The organism is Parvibaculum sp., assembly GCF_046297875.1.
Classification (GTDB): domain Bacteria; phylum Pseudomonadota; class Alphaproteobacteria; order Parvibaculales; family Parvibaculaceae; genus Parvibaculum.
The window spans coordinates 1,839,845-1,861,923 of the sequence record NZ_JBKBHD010000001.1 but is presented as its reverse complement, the minus strand read 5'-3'; the positions used below and the strand labels follow the sequence as shown (position 1 = coordinate 1,861,923).

Annotated in this window: 14 protein-coding genes; 9 read left to right on the top strand and 5 right to left on the bottom strand. The window is 62.1% G+C overall.

Going from position 1 to position 22,079, the window contains the following annotated elements:
* Positions 1-46: 46 nt before the first annotated feature.
* Complete coding sequence (locus ACK4FH_RS09115; protein ID WP_409812871.1) at positions 47-4,453, bottom strand: chemotaxis protein CheB; 4,407 nt, start codon at positions 4,451-4,453, stop codon at positions 47-49.
* A gap of 385 nt (positions 4,454-4,838) precedes the next feature.
* Between ACK4FH_RS09115 and ACK4FH_RS09110 the strand changes: the two genes are divergently transcribed.
* On the top strand, positions 4,839-5,399 hold the full coding sequence (locus ACK4FH_RS09110) for a YSC84-related protein (protein WP_409812869.1): 561 nt from the start codon (positions 4,839-4,841) through the stop codon (positions 5,397-5,399).
* A gap of 174 nt (positions 5,400-5,573) precedes the next feature.
* Here the strand turns inward: ACK4FH_RS09110 and ACK4FH_RS09105 are convergent, their stop codons facing one another.
* On the bottom strand, positions 5,574-6,437 hold the full coding sequence (locus ACK4FH_RS09105; protein ID WP_409812867.1) for a transglutaminase domain-containing protein: 864 nt from the start codon (positions 6,435-6,437) through the stop codon (positions 5,574-5,576).
* A gap of 327 nt (positions 6,438-6,764) precedes the next feature.
* Between ACK4FH_RS09105 and ACK4FH_RS09100 the strand changes: the two genes are divergently transcribed.
* From ACK4FH_RS09100 to ACK4FH_RS09075, 6 genes are all read left to right on the top strand, one after another.
* Positions 6,765-7,514, top strand: a complete 750-nt coding sequence (locus ACK4FH_RS09100; protein ID WP_409812865.1) for an SIMPL domain-containing protein — start codon at positions 6,765-6,767, stop codon at positions 7,512-7,514.
* Between the two features lie 210 nt (positions 7,515-7,724).
* On the top strand, positions 7,725-8,162 hold the full coding sequence (locus tag ACK4FH_RS09095; protein WP_409812863.1) for a nuclear transport factor 2 family protein: 438 nt from the start codon (positions 7,725-7,727) through the stop codon (positions 8,160-8,162).
* Positions 8,159-8,755, top strand: coding sequence for a TetR/AcrR family transcriptional regulator (locus ACK4FH_RS09090; RefSeq protein WP_409812861.1), 597 nt, complete (start codon positions 8,159-8,161; stop codon positions 8,753-8,755). Before ACK4FH_RS09095 ends, ACK4FH_RS09090 begins: the two co-directional genes overlap by 4 nt.
* Before the next feature lie 248 nt (positions 8,756-9,003).
* Entirely contained in the window at positions 9,004-10,134 is a 1,131-nt protein-coding gene (locus tag ACK4FH_RS09085; RefSeq protein ID WP_409812860.1) for a DJ-1/PfpI family protein, read from the top strand.
* A gap of 188 nt (positions 10,135-10,322) precedes the next feature.
* Positions 10,323-11,369, top strand: coding sequence for a methyltransferase domain-containing protein (locus ACK4FH_RS09080; RefSeq protein ID WP_409812859.1), 1,047 nt, complete (start codon positions 10,323-10,325; stop codon positions 11,367-11,369).
* Between the two features lie 256 nt (positions 11,370-11,625).
* Entirely contained in the window at positions 11,626-11,862 is a 237-nt protein-coding gene (locus ACK4FH_RS09075; protein ID WP_409812858.1) for a hypothetical protein, read from the top strand.
* Between the two features lie 498 nt (positions 11,863-12,360).
* On the opposite strand, the gene rpoD is transcribed toward ACK4FH_RS09075, so the two are convergent.
* The 3 genes from rpoD to ACK4FH_RS09060 form a co-directional block, all read right to left on the bottom strand.
* Positions 12,361-14,325: an RNA polymerase sigma factor RpoD gene (gene rpoD / locus ACK4FH_RS09070; RefSeq protein ID WP_409812856.1), complete on the bottom strand. Its 1,965-nt coding sequence runs from the start codon at positions 14,323-14,325 to the stop codon at positions 12,361-12,363.
* Between the two features lie 321 nt (positions 14,326-14,646).
* A complete protein-coding gene (dnaG, locus tag ACK4FH_RS09065; RefSeq protein WP_409812854.1) occupies positions 14,647-16,557 on the bottom strand; it encodes a DNA primase in 1,911 nt (636 codons plus the stop codon).
* A 73-nt stretch (positions 16,558-16,630) separates the two neighbouring features.
* The gene (locus ACK4FH_RS09060) at positions 16,631-17,095 is read right to left on the bottom strand and encodes a GatB/YqeY domain-containing protein (protein ID WP_409812852.1); all 465 of its coding nucleotides are present in this window, start codon (positions 17,093-17,095) and stop codon (positions 16,631-16,633) included.
* 423 nt (positions 17,096-17,518) lie between these two features.
* Between ACK4FH_RS09060 and carA the strand changes: the two genes are divergently transcribed.
* Both carA and carB read left to right on the top strand, forming a co-directional pair.
* On the top strand, positions 17,519-18,679 hold the full coding sequence (gene carA / locus ACK4FH_RS09055) for a glutamine-hydrolyzing carbamoyl-phosphate synthase small subunit (protein WP_409815218.1): 1,161 nt from the start codon (positions 17,519-17,521) through the stop codon (positions 18,677-18,679).
* 122 nt (positions 18,680-18,801) lie between these two features.
* A complete protein-coding gene (gene carB / locus ACK4FH_RS09050; protein WP_409812850.1) occupies positions 18,802-22,041 on the top strand; it encodes a carbamoyl-phosphate synthase large subunit in 3,240 nt (1,079 codons plus the stop codon).
* The last annotated feature ends 38 nt before the right edge of the window (positions 22,042-22,079 follow it).

Here is a 22,079-nt window from a genome sequence, read left to right as displayed (position 1 = left end):
ATAGAGTCGGAAAATACTCATTGGCGCGCCTGACCGGCATCAAGCGTCACGCGCCCGATGGCCGATCGGCAGCGCTACCAGCTGCAGCAAGCGCAAGTCGCGCAAGCGCCGGAAGGGATTTGGATCCGGTCTTTTTCATGATCGCGGCGCGATGGCCCTCAACAGTACGTTGACTGATGCCGAGATCCGCCGCGATATTCTTGCTGGGTTGCCCAGCAAGAACGAGTTCCATGATCTGACGCTGGCGCTCCGTGAGAAGCGCCAGCTTCCGCGCCGCCTTTTCCCGCCATGCGGACAGCTTGGTCCAGTCGCGAGATTGATCCAGGGCGCGTCGAATGCCAGTAAGCAGCTCGCCGTGACCGATTGGCTTTTCGATAAAATCAACGGCGCCAGCCTTCATCGCTCGAACCGCCATTGAAACATCGCCATTACCCGTAATCATCACGGCAGGCAAGCTGTGACCTCTGTCGCTCAGATGCTGCAGCAGCCCGAAGCCGTCCATTCCGGGCAACATCGCGTCGATCAGAAGGCATGCTTCGCCGCCCGGCCGATAGGACTTCAGGAACGACTCGCTGTCAGCATAATCTTCAACTGCAAAGCCATCCGCTTCGAGCAAGTCGCGAATTGCCCGGCGTATCTGACTGTCATCATCGACGATGAAAATGATCGGATTGCCGGAGGTTTCGTCAAGCGCGGCGGAAGACGCTTCGGGTTCCGGCATTGGCACGGCGGCGGCCGGGATAAGACGCTGAATGGCATCCGTGAGTTCGTTCGACTTGACCGGCTTGTTGAGTTGAATGCAATTGTTGGCTGCAATGTTCCGCAGCAACCTCGCCGATATGTCTCCGGTCAGAATGATGACCGGCAAAGGCGATTGCAGTTTTTGCCGCAGTTTTGTAACGAACTCAAGCCCGTCCATACCATTCGGCAGATTATAATCGGCGAGAACGACATCAGGTCGAATTGCGTCGCGTGTCACCATGTCCAGCGCCGCGACACCGTCTGTTGATGCGATGACACGGTGACCTTCATTACCGATCAACAGCTCGAGCAATTCGCGCACCTCCGGATCGTCCTCAACAATCAGAACCGTGCCCGAATGCCGAATGTCGTTCTCTGGCTTACCGTGCCGGCGGCGCCTTGGGAGCTGAGTGGTCGCCTCCGCGAGGTGCGGACCGAGCGGAACGTCGATAGAGAAGCAAGCACCCCGGCCGGGTTGCGAGCGGACGCCGATGGGATGATCGAGAAGCTTTCCCAGTTGCCTGACAATGGAAAGACCAAGGCCGAGGCCGCGACTGCGCTCGCGTGCCGAATTGTCAATCTGATGATACTCATCGAATATCGCTTCATGTTCGTCCAGCGGAATGCCCATGCCGGAGTCGTGAATCTGAATGCTGAGGGCGTTCCCTCGGCGCCGGCAGCCAAGCAGGACTTTTCCATATGCTGTGTATTTGAATGCGTTCGAGAGAATGTTGCGGATCATCTGCTCGAGAAAGTGTGGATCGCTGCGCACTGAAAGACCGCACGGAACAACCTGGAATTGCAAGCCCTGTGCTTGCGCGGTGTAAGCGAATTCATCATTCAGCCTCGAAAGAATATCGCCGATCTTCACGTCGGCAATTTCCGCGTGAAACGTGCCGGCCTCGATCTGGTTCAGATCGAGCAATGCGTTCAGCATTCCAGACATCGACGCCAGGGTCGCTTCCAGCCTGACGACCAGCCTCCTTTCGCCTTCGCCGCTGACCATCTTTGACAACAGCCCCTGGAGCAGCGCGAGAGTTTGAAGCGGTTGCCGCAAGTCGTGGCTCGCGGCTGCTAGGAACCGAGACTTGGCAATATTGGCCAAGTCCGCCTCCTGCCTTGCGGCATCCAGAGCCGCCGACGTTCGCTTTTGTTCGGTGATATCCGTGAAGGTGATAACGACGCCTTCAACTCTGTCGTCATCCGTGCGGTAGGGAAGGATTCGGCGAATGAACCAGAATCCGTTTCTTCCCTCGATCTCGCGCCCGATCGGAATCAAATCCTTGAGCACCGCGCGCGCATCGGCGGGCAGATCACCATCCATTGTCAATGACGCAATGTCCGTAAGCGGCCGACCTATATCACCCGGAATAATACTGAACAGCGATCTCGCTGCCGGTGTGAAAAATCGAATGTTGAGAGCAGTGTCGAGAAACAGCGTCGCGACATCCGTGCTATAGAGAACGTTCTGAAGATCGTTGGACGTGGTGCGCTGGCGCTCGAGAGATTCCTGCAGCTGGGCGTTGAGGGCGGTGAGCTCCTCGTTGAGCGACTGCAATTCTTCCTTGGATGTCAGCAATTCCTCGTTCGTGGATTGATATTCCTCATTGACGGAGAGCGCTTCTTCGTTGATCGCCTTCTGCTCTTCGCTCGACAGCTCAAGATCGTGGATAGCTCCCTGAAGTTCATTTCGCGTGGACTCGAGTTCCTGCTCAAGTTCTGCAACGCGCGATATGTCCTCGAGCCTGACGATGGCATTTGCTCTTGGCTCCAATTTGGGCTCGTCGACAAAACAAACAAGCACCAACTCTTCGCCATCATTGACCACAGGCAGTGCTTCTATCCTGAACGATACCGGCGGTCCCTCGCCTGTTGTGCCGCCTGCAATCGACACTCGCGCATTCTCCTGTTGCGCCTTCTGAATGGCGGAACGAAGTTTGACACGCAGGTCCTTACGCGCCATTGCGAGTAGGTCATGCGTCGGTAGCCCGGGCGCGACACGCAGATAACGGTCCGTCGGTCCAATCGAATAGAGGCAGTCATGATTGCGGTCGATCAGTACGGCCGCCGGTGCATAGGTCTCCATCACCAGCTTCCGGCAAAGGTCGGCGAGCATCGCGTGGTGAGAAAATGTAACAGCCGGTCCGATCCGGGAGGAATATTTCACGCTGTCGCTGACGCCGATCGACTGACCGATTTCCGCCGGACTCGCACGCCCCACCTGCCGGTAGATCCGCGCCTGCTTGGAGACAACCTGGAAGCGGCCGTCGTCATTGCCTATCGTCTCCGAACTTCCAAGCACGAGAATGCCGCCTTCGTTCAATGCAAACCGGAAAACCGACAAGGCTCTCGCCTGCGCTTCGGGACGGAGATAGATCAGAAGATTGCGGCAGGAGATCATGTCGAGGCGCGAAAATGGCGGGTCCGTCAGCACATCCTGTACCGCGAAAACCACCGCCGCGCGCAACGCCGGCAGAATTCTGTAGCTCTGGCCTTCCTTGGTAAAGAACCGCGCCAGGCGCTCACGCGATACATCGTCTTCTATCGCCTCGGGGTAAAGTCCTTCGCGGGCAGTCGCCACGGCGTCTTCGTCGACATCGGAGGCGAATATCTGCAGCTTGATTCCGTGACTTGCGACTTCGATCTGCTCCTGAAAGAGCATGGCGAGCGAATAGACTTCCTCGCCCGTGCTGCACCCTGCGATCCAGATGCGGAGCGGCCGATCGAATGTACGGCCAATGACCAGATCGGGTATGACCGTATCCGCCAGAAACTCGAACACCTTGAGGTCGCGAAAGAAGCTGGTGACGTTGATAAGCAAGTCCTTTGCAAGGAGGTCGAGTTCGGCGTCATCGTTTCGCAGGATTTCGAGATAGCGATCGATGTCGTCGGGCTTGACCGCAGCCAGCTCCATCCGCCGCTCGATCCGCCTGCACAATGTGCCGCTCTTGTAGAGCGTGAAATTGTGGGCCGTCTTCGCGCGCAGAAGATCGACGATCTCGGGCAATCTGCCCTGAACCGCCATCTGCTCAGGGTCTGGCTCATGGCGGAAAAGAGCTATCCGCCGCGCATACTCGATGAGCGCGCCGGGAATTTCGGCCAGGGGAAGCACAAGATCCACCGCTCCTGTTACGATCGCGCTGCGCGGCATCCCGTCATAAGCGGCCTCGCGGGGATCTTGCGCGATGACCAGACCGCCTTTCCGGTTCACGGTTCTAAGGCCTAGACTTCCATCCGCCCCCGTGCCCGAAAGAACCACGCAAGCAGCGCGCTGGCCGCAATCCTCGGCAAGGGAGTGCAGAAGAAAATCGAATGGCAAACGCGCGCCGTGGCGAGCCTCGGGTTGCGAAAGGTGCAGAACGCCCTTCCTGACAGAGAGATAGGTTCCAGGCGGAATGAGATAGAAGTGATCTCGTTCGATCGGCATGCCGTCAGTGGCCGGCAGGACACTCATCGTCGTGTGTTCCGCCAGCAGGCCGGCCATCATGCTTTCATGGCTCGGATCCAGGTGCTGGACCAGAATAAATGCCATTCCGATATTGGCCGGTAGCGCGTCCACAAGTTTCTTGCATGCTTCTAAACCGCCTGCCGAGGCACCGATGCCGACAACTGGAAAATTGTCAGATGCCAGACGATCGGCTTCAAGGAGCGGGGCGCGTTCCAATTGACTCAGCCGGACGGCTCTCGCCTGAGGCGAGCGGCTTCCTGGCATATTCTGTTCTCCCTCGGCAGCTCCCAAGAGGGAAGCGCCGTTGAATCCTATCACGCTTTCCATATCGCCGCGATGCCGGATTCGCCACCGCACTACAAGGTGTCATTTTGAAACGTCCTGATGCGCCACTAGAGCCTGCCGCCATGCGTAGTATCCGAGCCTGCCGCCGGCCAGCCGCGTCAGCTAGGCTCGAGCTGTCGGAATCTGGAATACGGGACGTGTTGACTCGCCCCCGGCGGCTTGCATCCACGTCTTGTGTTTGCATGCCAACCGGTGTTTCGGCCTTCCGCAAACGCGGAACAACAACCACCGGCCTGCGAAGCAGGAGATGCAAACGGCCTGTCGCAACAGGAATTCGGATACTTCATTCAGCAGGAACAACACAATGATGAACCGTCGAACCCTTTATCTGGTAGGCATTTTTGCCATTACCGCGCTTGTCGCGGCCGCCATGTTCAATCGCGCGAACGCGGCGACTACGGAAGACCTCGAGAGAGACGCCGCGCAGGCGCTGGAACTGCTCTACAAGAATGATCCTGTGGCGCTGCAGGTTTCCAAACGGGCGAAAGCCGTGCTGGTTTTCCCCAATGTCGTCAAAGCGGGTCTGATCTTCGGTGGCGCATATGGCGAAGGGGTCCTGAAGAAGGGATCGAAGGTCGACGGATACTTCAATTCCTTTACAGGCTCCTGGGGTCTGCAGGCCGGCGCACAGTCATATTCATATGCCGTGTTTCTGATGACGGACGAAGCCATGGAATATCTCGACAGTTCCAGGGGATGGGAAATCGGCGTGGGCCCGACGGTCGTCGTCATGGATGAAGGCGCCGCCAAGAACCTCTCGACATCGACGATGAAGGACGCAGCATACGCCTTCATTTTCAATCAGCAGGGCCTGATGGCAGGCATCAGCATCGAGGGCACGAAGATAACGAGAATCAAGAACTGAACGAGCTCGTCCAAGCCAGACACATGCCGGCATTGCCCAATCGAAGCCGGGCAATGCCGGCACAGCCTTTCCCATCAACTCTTGTTCGTGGTTTTGTCCGCGGCGCTCGCGCGCCGGACAATGCGCCTTGGGACGGAACGAACAACCGGATGGTTCGATTTGCTGATACTTCCGTCATGTCGTCACCGTGACTTTCACGGTCATCTCGTGGAAAGCATTTGCCGGACCGGCAAAATGACCCGCAACAGGGATGATCTGTGACATGTTCCGCCCGACGGCGACCGGGATGAGATTGGCGCCACCGATGCTTCGGCTGGTGGGATCGAATGTGATCCAGCCCGCGCCGGGCAGATAGACCTCGGCCCAGGCATGGGTCGACCCTGCGGTCCGGTCGCCGAAAATGTCCTGTGCCGGATTGTAGAGATAGCCGGATACGAGCCGCGCGCCGAAGCCCAGGCTGCGCACCGCTTCGGCGAAGAGAACCGCGAAATCGCGGCAGGAACCGACACCCAGATCAAGCGTCTCGACAGGCGATTGAGTGCCTTCATCCTCCCGGCTCCGGTAGGAAATCGCACTCGATACGCCTGCGGACAGATCCTTGAGCATGGCGAGCGTGTCGGTAGGGTTGCTGCGTACGAACCCCTGCGCCCAGCTCCGCACGCGGCCGTCCGGGTCCGGATATTGCTGAACCGCAAGCGCGCCGAGATCCGCCCATTCGTCGTCGGAGTAGCGGAAGGGAAACGAAATGGCGGAAGCGGCCATGTCGAAGACAGGCCAGGCAACCGCATCGAGCTTGAGCTCTGCGATGCTGTCGATGAGCAGGTGATCCGTCCTGGCCGAGAAGTTTGCGGTCGCCACTGCGTTTCCGAAAACATCATGCGCCCATTTGACTGTGGCGGGCGGCGTGACGGAGATATCGATCGAATTCAACTGGAGATCGCGGTTTTCCCGCGGGCGGAGCATCATCCGGTGCGGCCCGAGATCTACCGGCTGGCGATAGCGATAGCTTGTCTGGTGATGGATCCTGAGTCTGATCAAGGGGCGCTCCGGCTGAATCGCTCCCATATTCACGGCAGCAAAAAACATGTGTCTGCTTCATATGGTGACGATGAAGCCGAATGGCGAAGAATTTCCGGTTCCGATGCGAGATCGGATCGAATACTGACGATCTCCGGCACCATGCACCTGCGGTCCCGGTTCGCAATGGCCCGGAACGGGTTTTCCTTATTCCACAGGCACCCGCCCATATGCCCCGATTTTGCCCCAATCCCGCCGGATGCTCGCGGCAATTCATTCAGGCCGGGTTCAGCGCACAAGGCCGATAAGGCTCCCATCTGACGGCCATCTCTTTCAAGGAGGCATAATATGCCGCTCTCCCGCTCTGCCCGCCCGCTTTCCATCCTCTCGCTTTCCGCCCTCGCCGTCGCCGCGAGCCTCGCGCTCGCCCCGGCCGCCCATGCGACGGAAAAGGCGCCGCGCATCATTACCATCACCGGCGAAGGCGAAGTGACCGCCGCGCCCGACATCGCCTATGTCGATATGGGCGTCGTCAGCGAAGGCAAGACCGCCGGAGAGGCGCTGGCCGCCAACACGGCGGCGATGGAAAAGGTCTTCGAAGGGCTCGGAAAGGCGGGCATCGACAAGAAGGACATGCAGACCTCGAACTTCTCCGTCTATCCGGTCTATGAGCAGGTGCGGCCCGACGACAACCGCCCGCACACGCCGAAGATCGGCGGCTACACGGTGCAGAACCAGCTCACCGTGAAGGTCCGCGACCTCGACAATCTCGGCGCCATTCTCGACCGCGTCGTCTCGCTCGGCTCGAACCAGCTTTCCGGCGTCCGCTTCGCGATCGACGATCCGAAGCCCTTGATGAACGAGGCGCGCCAGGCGGCCGTGAAGGACGCGCTCGACAAGGCGAAGCTCTATGCGGGCGCGGCCGGCGTTGCCGTCGGCGAGATCCTCTCTATCTCGGAAAGCGGCGCCTCCATGCCCCAGCCCTATTACGCCAAGGACATGATGATGGCCGTGCGCGCCGAGGGCGCCCCGGTGCCGATGGCGGCCGGCGAGCAGACCGTCTCGGCCAATGTCACCCTCGTCATCCGCATCAACTGACCTCTCGAACAGCATTCGGCCGAAGGGACTTCGACCGGGAACTGGCCCCCGCGGCCCAGAACGACAAGGACCGGCAGATAGGGCAAGGCGGCGTTCTTCATGAACGCCGCCCTTTTTCTTGCCCGGTAATGCGACTTTGATATTGACATGCGACGTTTGTCTCATTAAATCCGGCGCACGCTCAGCCAATGCCCTTTTGAGGAAACGCCCATGCCGCTCACCGCCGCCGAGATGGACCGGAAGATCGACGAACATTTCGCCTTCGAGGCGAACGACGATGTGGAGGGCGTGCTCTCCACGCTGACGCCCGATGTGGAGCATGACGTAGTCGGCTGGCCGACAGGCCCTGCCCATGGCCGCGAGGCCGCCCGCCCCTTCTACGAGACGCTTTTCGCGGATCTCGCCGAAGGCGAGGTGAAGTCTCTGCGGCGTTATCACGGGGCCAATTTCCTGGTCGATGAATCGCTCTGGCGTGGAACGGCACCGGGCCGCCCCTTCGGCATCGAGGGGCGCGGACGCCCGCTCGAATTCCGCCTGCTTCATGTTATCGAGTTCACGGAGGGCGGGGATATCTTGCGCGAAAATGTCTGGGTCGATCTGGCAGCGGTGATCCGGCAATTGCCGCAAGTGGAAGACGCAGCCGCATGAGCGGCGCAAACGCGCGCGCCAATCAGAAGCGGCGCACAAGGAAGGACCTGCTGCAGGCGGCGGCAAGGCTGCTGAAGGAAGGGCGGAACCCGAGCCTCGAGGAGATCGCGGAAGAGGCGCTCGTCTCCCGCGCGACGGCCTATCGCTATTTCCCGAATGTCGAGGCGCTGCTGATCGAGGCGCCGCTCGACCTTGCTTTGCCCGACGAGACGGCGCTCTTCGCGGGCGCGCCGACAAAGGACCCCGTTGCGCGGATGGAGCGCGTCGACGCCGCCTTCCACGACATGATCCTCGAAAACGAAACCGCGCTCCGCCTCATGCTCGCAAAGAGCATGGAACGCCGCGTGGCCGAAGGCGACAGCGCGCTCCCCGCCCGCCAGAACCGCCGCACCCCGATGATCGAGGCGGCGCTCGCGCCCGCGAAGTCGGAGTTCAACCGCGCCTCGCTCGACCGGCTTCAAAAGGCACTGGCGCTGATCGTCGGCACGGAAGCCATGATCGTCTTCAGGGATGTGCTGCAACTCGACGAAAAGGAAGCCCGCGAGGTGAAACGCTGGGCCATCCGGGTACTGATCGAGGCGGCAAGGGGGTAGCGCCTGTTGCGCCCCAAACCCAAATCCGTCATGACCCGGCTTGTCCGGGTCATCCACGTCTTGGCTGACTCAGAAAGGAAGAAAGACGTGGATGGCCCGCATAAAGCGGGCCATGACGAGTTTTGATTTGCCGCCCGCTACGAAAAATGTGCGCCTTTGGCAGAAAACGCCGCCTCCTTGTCCTTTCCGCCTGACGCCGCTCGCGCGAGCATGAGGCTCATTGCCGCCTCAGCACCGGAGCCTCTCCCATGCGCGCGCCTTATTCGGACGATACCCGCCGCCCTGCCCTTCGTTTCTGCATCGCGCTACTCATCGGCCTGATGGCGGCGTCGCTCGTCATGGGTGCGGCGCGGGCGGCAAGCATCGAGCCAAGCCACGGCCGAGAGCGCGTGCTGGTGGCGGTCGTTGCGCTCAATGCGGGCACCGAGGTGACGGACTTCCTGGTGCCTTACGGCATTCTCGCGGAGGCGGGCGCGGAAGTGCTGGCCGTCGCGCCGGAGGCAGCGCGCGTCGCGCTCTGGCCGGCGGGGCGCATTCGCCCGCATATGGATTTCGCGGGCTTCGACGCGGCGCATGACAAGGGCGCGGACATCGTCATCATTCCCGCCATGATCGAGCGGGGCGACGAGGCCGTGACGCGCTGGCTCCGCGAACAGGCGGCGAAGGGCGCGCTGATGGTGTCGATCTGCGAGGGCGCGAGCACACTCGCTGAAGCGGGGCTCCTCGACGGCCGCCGCGCGACCGGCCATTTCTACGAACATGAAGCCCGTGTGAAACGCTATCCAAATGTCGAATGGCTGCGGAACATCCGCTATGTCGAGGACGGCAACACGATCTCGTCGTCGGGCGTCAGCGCCTCGCTGCCCGTGTCGCTGATGCTGGCGGAGAGCATTGCCGGGCGCGAGCGCGCGGCAGAGATTGCCGCGCATCACGGGCTGGACGAATGGAGCGCGGCGCATGACAGCGAGGCTTTCAATATCGGCATGCGCGAAATGGCGATAGCGGCGAAGAACCTGCTCTTCGGCTGGCCGCGCGCGGAGATATTGATTGCGGCGCATGAAGGCGTGAGCGAGGTGGACCTCGCCTTCCCGCTCGACTTCGCGGCGCGAAGCTGGAAAAGCAATGCGCGGCTCTTCGGAGACAGCGATGAAGTGACGGCGCGGCACGGCCTCACCCTTCTCCCCGATGTCACGGGCGAGGCGCCGAAGCGCACTCATGTGATCCGCCTGCCGGGCGATGATGGCGAAGGCTCGTTGCGGATTGAGAATGCCGCCACGCTGCGCGAGGACATGCTCGCCTGGATCGGCGAGACGTTGGGCGCGGGCACGGCGCATTTCGTGGCGGTGCAGCTTGAATATCCGGTGCCGGAAGCGAGATAGCGGGCACCGCGCCCCCTCACCCTTCCCACTGCCGCTGCGCGGCAGCGGGCCCCCTCCCTCTCCCCAAGGGGAGAAGGAGGGAGACGTCGGCAGACGGCGGAAGGGTGAGGGGGAGCCGCGCTCTCTCACTTGTGAATGGACTGTGAGCCTGCGCCCGTGCAGCTTCTCCCGGCAACAGGGAGTGTGGCATGAGCATCGAAAGCGTGAAGGAATATTACGGGCAGACGCTGCAAGGCTCGGCCGACCTGAAAACGGACGCCTGTTGCGACCCCGGCGCCATGCCCGAGCATGTGAAGGAAGCGCTCTCGCTCATCCATGACGAGGTGCTGACGCGCTATTACGGCTGCGGCCTCGTCATCCCCGACAAGCTCGAAGGGATGCGCGTGCTGGACCTCGGCTGCGGCGCGGGGCGCGATGCCTATGCGCTGGCAAGGCTGGTGGGCCCCAAGGGCCATGTGACGGGCGTCGACATGACGCCGGAACAGCTTGCCGTGGCGCGGGCGCATATCGGCTGGCACATGGAACGCTTCGGACACACACATGCGAATGTGGAATTCCGCGAGGGATATATCGAGCAGCTTGGCGAACTGGGCCTTGAACCCGCAAGCTTCGACATCATCGTCTCGAACTGCGTGGTGAACCTCTCGCCGGACAAGCGCGCCGTGCTGGAAGGCGCGCGGGCGCTGCTGAAACCCGGCGGCGAATTCTATTTCGCCGACGTCTATGCCGACCGCAGGCTCGACGCCTCGCTCCGCGACGACCCTGTGCTGCTCGGCGAATGCCTTGGCGGCGCGCTCTACTGGAACGATTTCCAGAACCTCGCCAAAGCCTGTGGCTTCGCCGATCCGCGCCTCGTGACGAGCCGGCCGCTGGACATCGTGGAACCCGCGATCCGCCGGAAACTGGGCGACGCGCGCTTCTTCTCCGCCACCTACCGGCTTTTCAACATCGAGGGGCTCGAACCCGCCTGCGAGGATCACGGTCAGGCGGTGATCTATAATGGCGGCATCGCGCATGCCGAAGACGCCTTCCTGCTCGACGGGCACCACCGGATCGAGAAAGGCCGCGCCTTCCCCGTCTGCGGCAATACATTCCGCATGCTGAAGGAAAGCCGCTTCGCGCCGCACTTCACCTTCATCGGCGATTTCTCGCGCCATTTCGGCATCTTCCCCGGCTGCGGCACGGCCATGCCCTACGCCGAAACCGGCGGCGAGACCTCCGGCGCCTGCTGCTGACAAGGCCCCTTGTATTCCCGGCCGGGCACCCCATATCCATTCAATCGAGGCTTGTTTCAGCGCGCCAAGCGCCGCAGGACGAGCCGCCCGGCACAGCCGGGGCCCCGCAAAGGGCCGGTAATTCATTTCGGCGGCTGACCACGGATGTAATGGCGGACAATCGGAATGATTGGGACAAGGCCGGGTCATTCCGGCCTTTTTTCATGTCTGCCCTCGCGAATGACAGCGCGGGTGCCCCTCTCGAGGAGCCGGCCCCATGTCTTCACGCCGCAAAACGCTTTTCAACAATCACACGACGCCCGCCCAGATCCGCGCCAGCAAGGCCGACCAGACGACGGTCGCCGCCCGCGCCATCGCGGATAGCGAGGCGGAGCTGCGCGCCACCAAGACTGAAAAGCTGAAGGCGCAGCGCCTGGCCAGGGACGCAGCCGACGCAAAGGCCGAAAAGAAGGCCGCAAAAGCGGAAAAAGCGGCGGCAAGACAAAAAACCTGAATCGCCGCCGGGCTCCGCAAGGCAGGCGCCTTCGAAGATTTGCCCAAAGTAGAGGGTGCGCGGGGCGCATGGAACTCGGCCGCACATTGAGGTGCGGTAGTAGTGAGGGAGCGGCCTCGTTCCGCCCCGCGCGCCGCGATGCCGGCTTCCACGGGCGTCATGTCCGTTTCCGCTTTACGGCCGGAGACAAACGCCCCGCACCTCGATACCGCGACACCCGCTCCCGCATCTGGTCATTCCGGATACGCCCTCATGCGGAACGGGTGCATCCAATATGGGGGCGCGCAAGGGGGCGGGGATAAGTTTTTTCTTCGAATTCAAAAGCCCGGATTTTCCGATCCGGGCTCCCAAACTTCATCAACCAACCGTCATGCCCAGGCTTGACCCGGGCATCCAGTGCGGCGGGCGAGGCCCCGAGAGTCTTCCCGACGCCGCAAAGCGGCTTCTGGATTGCCGGCCTCCTTCAAATCAGGAAGGACCCGGCAATGACAAGTCAGGCTAGTTATCGAGGAACGAGCGGAGCTTCCGTGAGCGGCTCGGGTGCTTCAGCTTCCTGAGCGCCTTGGCCTCGATCTGGCGGATGCGTTCGCGCGTGACGGAGAACTGCTGGCCGACTTCTTCCAGCGTATGGTCCGTGTTCATGCCGATGCCGAAGCGCATGCGCAGCACGCGCTCCTCGCGCGGCGTGAGCGAGGCGAGCACGCGCGTGGTCGTCTCGCGCAGGTTCGACTGGATCGCCGCGTCGATGGGCAGGATCGCGTTCTTGTCCTCGATGAAGTCGCCGAGATGCGAATCTTCCTCGTCGCCGATCGGCGTTTCGAGCGAGATCGGCTCCTTCGCGATCTTCAGAACCTTGCGCACCTTTTCGAGCGGCATGCCGAGCTTTTCGGCGAGCTCTTCCGGCGTCGGCTCGCGGCCGATCTCGTGCAGCATCTGGCGCGAGGTGCGAACGAGCTTGTTGATCGTCTCGATCATGTGCACAGGAATACGAATGGTGCGCGCCTGGTCGGCGATCGATCGCGTGATCGCCTGCCGGATCCACCAAGTCGCGTAAGTGCTGAACTTGTAGCCGCGGCGGTATTCGAACTTGTCGACCGCCTTCATGAGGCCGATATTGCCTTCCTGAATGAGATCGAGGAACTGCAGCCCGCGGTTCGTGTATTTCTTCGCGATGGAGATGACGAGGCGGAGGTTCGCCTCCACCATTTCCTTCTTGGCAATGCGCGCCTCGCGCTCGCCCTTCTGCACCATGGCGACGATGCGGCGATATTCCTGGATGTCGAGGCCGGTTTCGGAGGCCAGCGTCTGGATATCGTTGCGCAGATCCTTCACCTGGTCGCGCTCATCCTTCGTGAAGCTCACCCAGCCCTTGCCCTTGAGGCGGCTGACGCGGCGAATCCAGTTCGGATCGAGCTCGTTGCCGAAATACTGCTTGAGGAATTCCTCGCGCGGCACGCCGTGGCTTTCGGCGAGGCGCAGCAGGCGGCCTTCGAGGCCCATCAGCCGCTTGTTGATCGCGTAGAGCTGCTCGACGAGCGACTCAATACGGTTGTTGTTGAGCGAAAGGCTCTTCACCTCGTCGATGAGATCGGAGGTGAGCTTCTGATATTTCTTGTCCTGCGCGGACGGCATCTCCTCGCCCTTGAGAGCGAGTTCGACCTTCTGGTCCTGCAGCTTGCGGAGTTTCTTGTAGTCACCGGCGATCTTGTCGAAGGTTTCGAGAACCTTCGGCTTCAGTTCCGCTTCCATCGCGGCGAGCGACATGTTGTTTTCGTCCTCGCCGTCTTCATCGACCTCTTCTTCTTCCGGTTCGATGCGCGGCGGCGCCTCGCCCGCAAGGGCGGCCTCCGAATGGTCGATCTTCTTCGCGTCGGGACCGGCATAGGTCGCGTCGAGGTCGATGATGTCGCGAAGGAGAATCTTCCCTTCGTTCAATTCGTCGCGCCAGATGATGATGGCCTGAAAGGTGAGCGGGCTTTCGCAGAGCCCGGCAATCATGGTTTCGCGGCCGGCCTCGATGCGCTTGGCGATGGCGATTTCGCCCTCGCGCGACAGAAGCTCGACCGAGCCCATCTCGCGCAGATACATGCGCACGGGATCGTCCGTGCGGTCGAGCGCCGTCGTTGTGGTGGTCGTGGTCGCGACGGCCTTGCCCGTCGTCTCTTCTTCTTCCTCGTCGTCGGATGCGTCGCCGCCGCCTTCGCCCTGCTCGTCGGCTTCGTCGTTCTCGACGACATTGATGCCCATTTCGGAGAGCATCGACAGCGTGTCCTCGATCTGCTCGGACGAGAACTCCTCGGAGGGCAGAACCTTGTTCAGCTCGTCATAGGTGACGAAGCCGCGCGCCTTGGCGGCCTTGATCATCTTCTTGACCGCCGCATCCGACATATCGAGGAGCGGGCTGTCCTGCGATGCCTCGGGGGCTGCTTCCGGAGCTTCCTGTTCCGCCGTCTTGCTCGCCATTCACACTTTCTCCGACATGACGGGCATCCGGCCGCTCCCATCGAGGGAACCCACGGGCCGGAAAGCCCCATTTCTCGATCCAGATAGGTCATAGGGGCGGCAAGAACCAGAGCCTTTAGCCGAAAGCGGTAAAAGACCGGAGCGACATGCGGGGCTCTCCCGAATGCCTGCGTCCAATCGTTCCATGTGCTTTCAGCCTTTGCTTCCGGCGTCCCCTTCGCGGAACAAATTCCCGCAATCGCCCGAAGCCGCTCTGCCCTCGAAATCCCGCTGCTGACCGATCCCCGTTAAAATCCGATACCGCCTGGTCTGCTGCCCAGACTAAAGCCCGTCCGCCGGTTCAGCGCGCTCAAGCTGCGCATGAATGGCCTGCAGACGGGCGAAATTCTCTTCCGTCATCTCTTCCGCGAGCGCGCGCTCGGCGGCCTTCAATTCCGTTTCCAGCACGATGACGCGCCGGTGCCTCGCAAGCGTGTGGAGGAAGCCCGCTTCCGCCTCGTCCGGCGCCGCATCGGGCCATGCAAACCGGTCGCTCCCGAAGGCTGAACCGGCCTCCAGCCGCTGGGCGATATCCACCAGATTCCTGCTCAGCAAGTGGCCCTTCAGCGCCTCCCTTTCAAGAGGCGCATGGAGGGCCGCTATATCTATGATTTCATTGCGTAATCTGTCAAGCGCCGGGGTTCTTATCTCGATTCGCGAGATATCCTCTGCGTAATTCTCAAGGAGTTCCGGGTGGTTAAGCAGCGTGAGGAGCAATAGTCCCTCCCGTCCGCCCTCTCCCGCGGCACCGCTCGCCAGCGCCGAGCGGCGCAGTTCCGGCGTGACAGGCGGCATGAAAGCCTCGCCCCGCCCGAAGCCGCCGCGCTCTCGAAAATTGCCCCTGCCCGGCCGCTGGCCGCCGAAGCCGCCCCTGAAACCGCCCTGACGGAAGCTCCCGCCCTGCCGCGGCGCACCGCCGAAGAACTTGCGCACCCGCTCGCGCAGCGCCTCGGCGTAATGCGAGCGGACCTTCGGATCGCCGATCGCAGCAACGGCCGCCTCGAGATCGGCCTCGAGCTTCGCGCGGCGCTCCGGCGTGTCCCATGAACCGGTCGAGATTTCCTTCTCCCACAGCATGTCGGAGAGCGGCCTCGCTTTCGCCAGTATCTCGCGCATCGCCTCGCCGCCTTCCTCGCGCACGAGATCGTCCGGGTCTTTCCCCTCCGGCAGCAGCGCGAAGCGGAGCGAATGGCCGGGCTTCAGCATCGGCAGCACGCGCTCGACAGCGCGGTAAGCGGCGCGAAGCCCCGCCTTGTCGCCGTCGAAACAGAGAATGGGCTCGGGCGCCATGCGCCAGAGAAGCTGAATCTGGTCTTCGGTGAGCGCCGTGCCGAGCGGGGCGACGGCGTGGAAGATGCCGCCCTGCGCAAGCCCCACCACATCCATATAGCCTTCGACGGCAATCACCGTGCCTTCGTCATGCGCGGGCTTGCGCGCGCGGTGAAGATTGTAGAGCTGGCGGCCTTTATGAAAGAGCGGCGTCTCGGGCGAATTGAGGTATTTCGCCTTGGCATCGCTGGCGAGCGCCCGCCCGCCAAAGGCGATGACGCGGCCGCGCGCATCGGCAATCGGAAACATCACGCGGTTGCGGAAACGGTCGTAAGGCTCGGCGATGTCCGGCCCGCCGATGACAAGCCCCGCCTCGATCATCTGATCGATGGTTACATTCTTCGATTTCAGGAATTTGAGGAGCGAGGCCCGGTCCGCCCGGTCGTCGCCCGGCGCATAGCCGATGCCGAAATCGTCGATGGTCTTGCCCTTGAGGCCGCGCCGGTCGAGATAGGCCCGCGCTTCCGCGCCCACGCCTTCGGCAAGTTTCTGGCGGAAGAAACCCGCCGCCATCTCCATCACATCTATAAGTGTCGCGGCTTCCTTGTCGCGCTCGGCGGCATGGGGATCGCGCTCCGGCATCTCCATGCCGGCCTCGGCGGCGAGCCGCTCCACCGCCTCGATGAAGGAGAGGTTCTCGGTCTTTTCGAGAAACCTGATGACGTCGCCATGCTCGCCCGACGAGAAGCAGTGATAGAACTGCTTGTCGTCATTCACCGTGAAGCTCGGGCTTTTCTCGTTGGTGAAAGGCGAGAGGCCGATGAACTCCCTGCCCTGCCGCCGGAGCTTCACCTTCCGGCCAACGACATCCGAGACGCGGATGCGCCCCTTCAATTCGTCGAGAAAGCCTTTGGGGAAGGACATGGGGGTAAAGCCGCTCCGGTGACGTGATGGCCGGACATTCTGCCACCCGTCCCCTGGCGAAGCGAGTCGGGCCTTACGCCAGCTTCTCTTTCACGATCGCGCCGGCCTTGCCGAAATCCATCTGGCCGGCATGGCGCGTTTTTAGTTCGCCCATCACCCGGCCCATATCCTTGATGCTGGCGGCGCCTGTCTCCTTGATGACGGCTTCGACGGCGGCGGATGTCTCTGCGTCGGACAGCTGCTTCGGCAGGAAGCTCTCGATGATCTCGATTTCTTCCTTTTCCTGCTGGGCCAGTTCCAAGCGCCCGGCTTCCTCATAGATGCCGGCCGATTCGCGGCGCTGCTTCACCATCTTGGAGAGGACATCGAGGATTTCGGCATCGCTCACGCCCGCATCGCGGCCTTCGGTGCGGCCTGCAATGTCGCGGTCCTTGAGGGCGGCCTGGATCAGCCGGAGCGTCGCCATGCGGCGCTTGTCCTGCGATTTCGTCGCCTCGACCAGTCCTTGCTTGATGCTTTCGCGCAGGCTTTGGCTCATGGCCCACCTCCAATGAAAAGGGAGCGCGGCTTGCTCACACTCTCGCGCTCCCGGAATCGGCGCCACGCTAAACCAAAGCACTTGCCCTTGCAATCTCGGAACGCAATGCCGCGCTTGCACCAAGCATATGATTTTATTGGGTTATTTTGATCGCAAGCCTGCTTGACGGAATCCGGCCTATCCCTTAGTGTCCGCCAAATTCAACGGGAAACCGGGTCTTTCCGCGCGCGGGCGCATGCCGCACCGCGCCGGTTCCTTACGGTCCGGTTCCTCCCCTGGAGTTGCCGCTATGGATGTGACGACGAAAGCCGCCACGGAACGGCGCGAGGCAGAAAGCCCGCAGCGTTCCGGGGAGGAGTCGGCATGAGCGCAGCGCCGCCCGACACCGCGAACCAGACGCCCAAACCAAGAGAAGCAAGCTCCATGACCGCGACCGAAAAACCGACTGCCCTCCTGGTTCTCAAGGATGGCACGGTACTTTCAGGGCGCGGTGTCGGCGCCATCGGCGAAGCGGTGGGCGAGGTCTGCTTCAACACGGCGATCACCGGCTATCAGGAAATCCTGACAGACCCCTCCTATGCCGGACAGATCATCACCTTCACCTTCCCCCATATCGGCAATGTCGGCACCAACGACGAGGATATCGAAACCTCGAACCTCGCCTCCGCCTCCGGCGTACGCGGCATGGTGATCCGCGCCGATATCACGAACCCCTCGAACTACCGCGCCGCGCAGCATCTCGACCAATGGCTGAAGGCGCGCGGCATCATCGGCCTTTCCGGCATCGACACGCGCGCGCTGACGCGGCGCATCCGCGAAAAGGGCTATGTGGACGGGCTCATCGCGCATGACCCTGCCGGCAATTTCGATATTCCCAAGCTGCTTGAAAAGGCGCGCGGCTGGCCGGGCCTTGTCGGCATGGACCTCGTGAAGGACGTGACCTGCGGCCAGTCCTATTCATGGCGCGAAGCGACATGGGCATGGGACAAGGGCTTCACCGAGGGCAAGGCGCTGAAGCACCGCGTCGTCGCCATCGACTACGGCATAAAGCGCAACATCCTTCGCTGCCTTGTGAGCGCGGGCTGCGAAGTGACGGTGGTGCCGGCCGAGACGAAGGCCGAAGACATTCTCGCGCTGAACCCCGATGGCGTGTTCCTCTCGAACGGCCCTGGCGACCCGGCGGCGACGGGCCAATATGCCGTGCCGGAAATCCGCAAGCTCGTCGAGAGCGGCAAGCCCGTCTTCGGCATCTGCCTCGGCCACCAGATGCTCGCGCTCGCGCTCGGCGCCAAGACGGAAAAGATGCATCAGGGCCATCACGGCGCGAACCATCCCGTGAAGGACCATACGACCGGCAAGGTCGAGATCACCTCGATGAACCACGGCTTCGCGGTCTCGCACGAGAGCCTGCCCGAAACGGTGGAAGAGACGCATGTCTCGCTTTTCGACGGCTCGAATTGCGGCATCAGGCTCAAGGGCCGCCCCGTCTTCTCCGTGCAGTACCACCCGGAAGCCTCGCCCGGCCCGCAGGACAGCCACTACCTCTTCGACCGCTTCGTGAAGCTGATCGAGGAGGGGAAGTGATGGCGTATGCGGAGCCTGCCGCCCCCCTCACCCTTCCCGCCTTCGGCGGGCCCCTTCCCTCTCCCCGATGGGGAGAGGGAGTTGAACCTTCATTCTACTTCTTCAGCCGGTAACCGATAGTCATGCCCAAACGTACAGACATCAAAAGCATCATGATCATCGGCGCGGGGCCGATCATCATCGGTCAGGCTTGCGAGTTCGATTATTCGGGCACGCAGGCTTGCAAGGCGCTGAAGGATGAGGGCTATCGCATCATCCTGGTGAACTCCAATCCGGCGACGATCATGACGGACCCGGAGCTGGCGGACGCGACCTATATCGAGCCGATCACGCCGGACATCGTCGCGAAGATCATCGAGAAGGAACGGCCCGACGCGCTCTTGCCGACGATGGGCGGTCAGACCGCGCTCAACACCGCGCTCGCACTCGCTGATATGGGTGTGCTCGAAAAATTCGGCGTCGAGATGATCGGCGCGAAGCGCGAAGCAATCGAGATGGCCGAAGACCGCCAGCTCTTCCGCGACGCGATGGACCGGATCGGCATCGAAAGCCCGCGCTCGCGCGTTGCGCACAATATGGACGAGGCGCTGGAGGCGCTGGAATTTGTGGGGCTTCCCGCCATCATCCGCCCCTCCTTCACCATGGGCGGCACAGGCGGTGGCATCGCCTATAACCGCCAGGAATTTGCCGACATCATCGAAAGCGGCCTCGATGCGAGCCCCGTGAACGAGGTGCTGGTCGAAGAAAGTGTGCTCGGCTGGAAGGAATTCGAGATGGAAGTGGTCCGCGACCGCGCGGACAACTGCATCATCATCTGCTCCATCGAGAATGTGGACCCGATGGGCGTCCATACCGGCGACTCGATCACCATTGCCCCGGCGCTGACGCTCACCGACAAGGAATATCAGGTGATGCGCAATGCGAGCATCGCCGTGCTGCGCGAAATCGGCGTGGAGACCGGCGGCTCGAATGTGCAGTTCGCCGTGAACCCGAAGGACGGACGCCTCGTCGTCATCGAAATGAACCCGCGCGTCTCGCGCTCCTCCGCGCTTGCCTCCAAGGCGACGGGCTTCCCGATTGCCAAGGTCGCGGCGAAACTCGCCGTCGGCTACACGCTGGACGAATTGCAGAACGACATCACCAAGGTCACGCCCGCAAGCTTCGAGCCGACCATCGACTATGTCGTGACCAAGATTCCGCGCTTTGCCTTCGAGAAATTCGCGGGCGCCGAAAAGCTGCTCGGCACGGCGATGAAATCCGTCGGCGAGGCCATGGCCATCGGCCGCACGTTTAAAGAGAGCTTGCAGAAGGCGCTCCGCTCGATGGAGACGGGCCTCACCGGCCTCAACGAAGTCACCGTGCCCGGAATGGGCGAAGGCGACGACAAGAATGCGATCCGCGCTGCGCTCGGCCGCCCGACGCCCGACCGCCTGCTGGTGATTGCGCAGGCGCTCCGCCTCGGCGTGCCGCATGACCAGATCCGCGCCTCCTGCTCCTACGATCCATGGTTCATCGAACAGCTTCAGGAAATCGTGGACGCGGAAGAAGCGGTGCGGAAAAGCGGGTTGCCGCAGACGAAGGCCGAAATGCGCGCGCTGAAGGCTATGGGCTTTTCCGATGCGCGGCTGGCCGAGCTTGCAGGCTCGGAAGAAGAAGCCGTGCGCAAGGCGCGGCGCGAAATGGGCGTTCGCCCGGTCTACAAGCGGATCGACACTTGCGCCGCCGAGTTCGAAAGCCTGACGCCCTATATGTATTCGACCTATGAGACGGATTTCGCGGGGCACGCCGATTGCGAATCCCTGCCGTCCGACGCGAAGAAGGCGATCATTCTTGGCGGCGGGCCGAACCGCATCGGCCAGGGCATCGAATTCGACTATTGCTGCTGCCATGCCGCCTTCGCGCTCGATGAAATCGGCATCGAAAGCATCATGGTGAACTGCAACCCGGAAACGGTCTCGACCGACTACGACACATCGGACCGCCTCTATTTCGAGCCACTCACCACCGAAGACGTGCTGGAGCTGATCGACGTCGAACGATCGAAGGGAACGCTGGCGGGCGTCATCGTTCAGTTCGGCGGCCAGACGCCGCTGAAACTCGCAAACGATCTCGAACGCGCGAATGTGCCGATCCTCGGCACCTCGCCCGACGCCATCGACCTTGCCGAAGACCGCGACCGCTTCAAGGCGCTGCTCGAAAAGCTCGATCTCAGGCAGCCGCCGAACGGCATCGCGCGCTCCGCCGCCGAAGCGAAGGCGATTGCAGAAAAGATCGGCTATCCCGTCGTCATCCGCCCCTCATACGTGCTGGGCGGGCGCGGCATGGAAATCGTGCGCGATACGGCGCATCTCGAACGCTACATCAACGAGGCCGTGATCGTCTCCGGCAAGAGCCCGGTGCTGATCGACGGCTATCTGCATGATGCGATCGAAGTGGACGTGGACGCGCTTTGCGACGGCAAGGATGTCGTGATCTGCGGTATCATGGAACATATCGAGGAAGCGGGGGTCCATTCCGGCGACAGCGCCTGCTCGCTCCCGCCCTATTCGCTGCCGGCCGCAACGATTGCCGAAATCGAACGCCAGACGCGCGACATGGCGCTGGCGCTCAATGTCGGCGGGCTGATGAATGTTCAATATGCGGTGCAGGACGGCACGATCTATGTGCTGGAAGTGAACCCGCGCGCCTCGCGCACCGTTCCCTTCGTGGCGAAAGTGATCGGCGAGCCGGTGGCGAAGATCGCGGCGAAGGTGATGGCGGGTGCGAAACTCGCCGACTTCAACCTGAAGCCCGATGCGCATGGCCGCGTCGCGGTGAAGGAAGCCGTCTTCCCCTTCGCGCGCTTTCCCGGCGTCGACACGGTGCTCGGGCCCGAAATGCGCTCGACCGGCGAAGTGATGGGCCTCGACAAGAGCTTCGCCGTCGCCTTCGCGAAGAGCCAGCTCGGCGGCGGCACGAAGGTGCCGACTTCCGGCACGGTCTTCGTGTCGGTGCGCGACAGCGACAAGGCGAAACTGGTGGCACCTGCGAAAAAGCTGGTCGACATGGGCTTCAAGCTCATCGCGACAGGCGGCACACAACGCTATCTGGAGGAGCAGGGCCTCGAAGTCGGCACCATCAACAAGGTTCTGGAAGGCCGTCCGCATATCGTCGACGCGATCAAGAATGGCGAGGTCGCCCTCGTCTTCAACACGACGGAAGGCGCGCAGGCGCTGGCCGATTCGATGTCGCTGCGCCGCGCCGCACTGATGATGAAGGTGCCTTACTATACGACCGCCGCCGGCGCCCGCGCCGCCGTGGAAGGCATCGAGGCCGTGAGCAAGGGCCAACTGGAAGTTGCCTCCCTCCAGTCCTATACTTAGGTAATGCAAGGCGGCGTGCCTCAAATCCCATTTGACGC

Coding starts and splice junctions, on each gene's coding strand:
- ACK4FH_RS09090 (WP_409812861.1), top strand. CDS start 8,159: ATGAGCGGCGCAAACGCGCGCGCCAATCAGAAGCGGCGCACAAGGAAG.
- ACK4FH_RS09115 (WP_409812871.1), bottom strand. CDS start 4,453: ATGCCAGGAAGCCGCTCGCCTCAGGCGAGAGCCGTCCGGCTGAGTCAA.
- carB (WP_409812850.1), top strand. CDS start 18,802: ATGCCCAAACGTACAGACATCAAAAGCATCATGATCATCGGCGCGGGG.
- ACK4FH_RS09100 (WP_409812865.1), top strand. CDS start 6,765: ATGCCGCTCTCCCGCTCTGCCCGCCCGCTTTCCATCCTCTCGCTTTCC.
- ACK4FH_RS09060 (WP_409812852.1), bottom strand. CDS start 17,095: ATGAGCCAAAGCCTGCGCGAAAGCATCAAGCAAGGACTGGTCGAGGCG.
- ACK4FH_RS09085 (WP_409812860.1), top strand. CDS start 9,004: ATGCGCGCGCCTTATTCGGACGATACCCGCCGCCCTGCCCTTCGTTTC.
- carA (WP_409815218.1), top strand. CDS start 17,519: ATGACCGCGACCGAAAAACCGACTGCCCTCCTGGTTCTCAAGGATGGC.
- ACK4FH_RS09095 (WP_409812863.1), top strand. CDS start 7,725: ATGCCGCTCACCGCCGCCGAGATGGACCGGAAGATCGACGAACATTTC.
- ACK4FH_RS09110 (WP_409812869.1), top strand. CDS start 4,839: ATGATGAACCGTCGAACCCTTTATCTGGTAGGCATTTTTGCCATTACC.
- ACK4FH_RS09080 (WP_409812859.1), top strand. CDS start 10,323: ATGAGCATCGAAAGCGTGAAGGAATATTACGGGCAGACGCTGCAAGGC.
- rpoD (WP_409812856.1), bottom strand. CDS start 14,325: ATGGCGAGCAAGACGGCGGAACAGGAAGCTCCGGAAGCAGCCCCCGAG.
- ACK4FH_RS09075 (WP_409812858.1), top strand. CDS start 11,626: ATGTCTTCACGCCGCAAAACGCTTTTCAACAATCACACGACGCCCGCC.
- dnaG (WP_409812854.1), bottom strand. CDS start 16,557: ATGTCCTTCCCCAAAGGCTTTCTCGACGAATTGAAGGGGCGCATCCGC.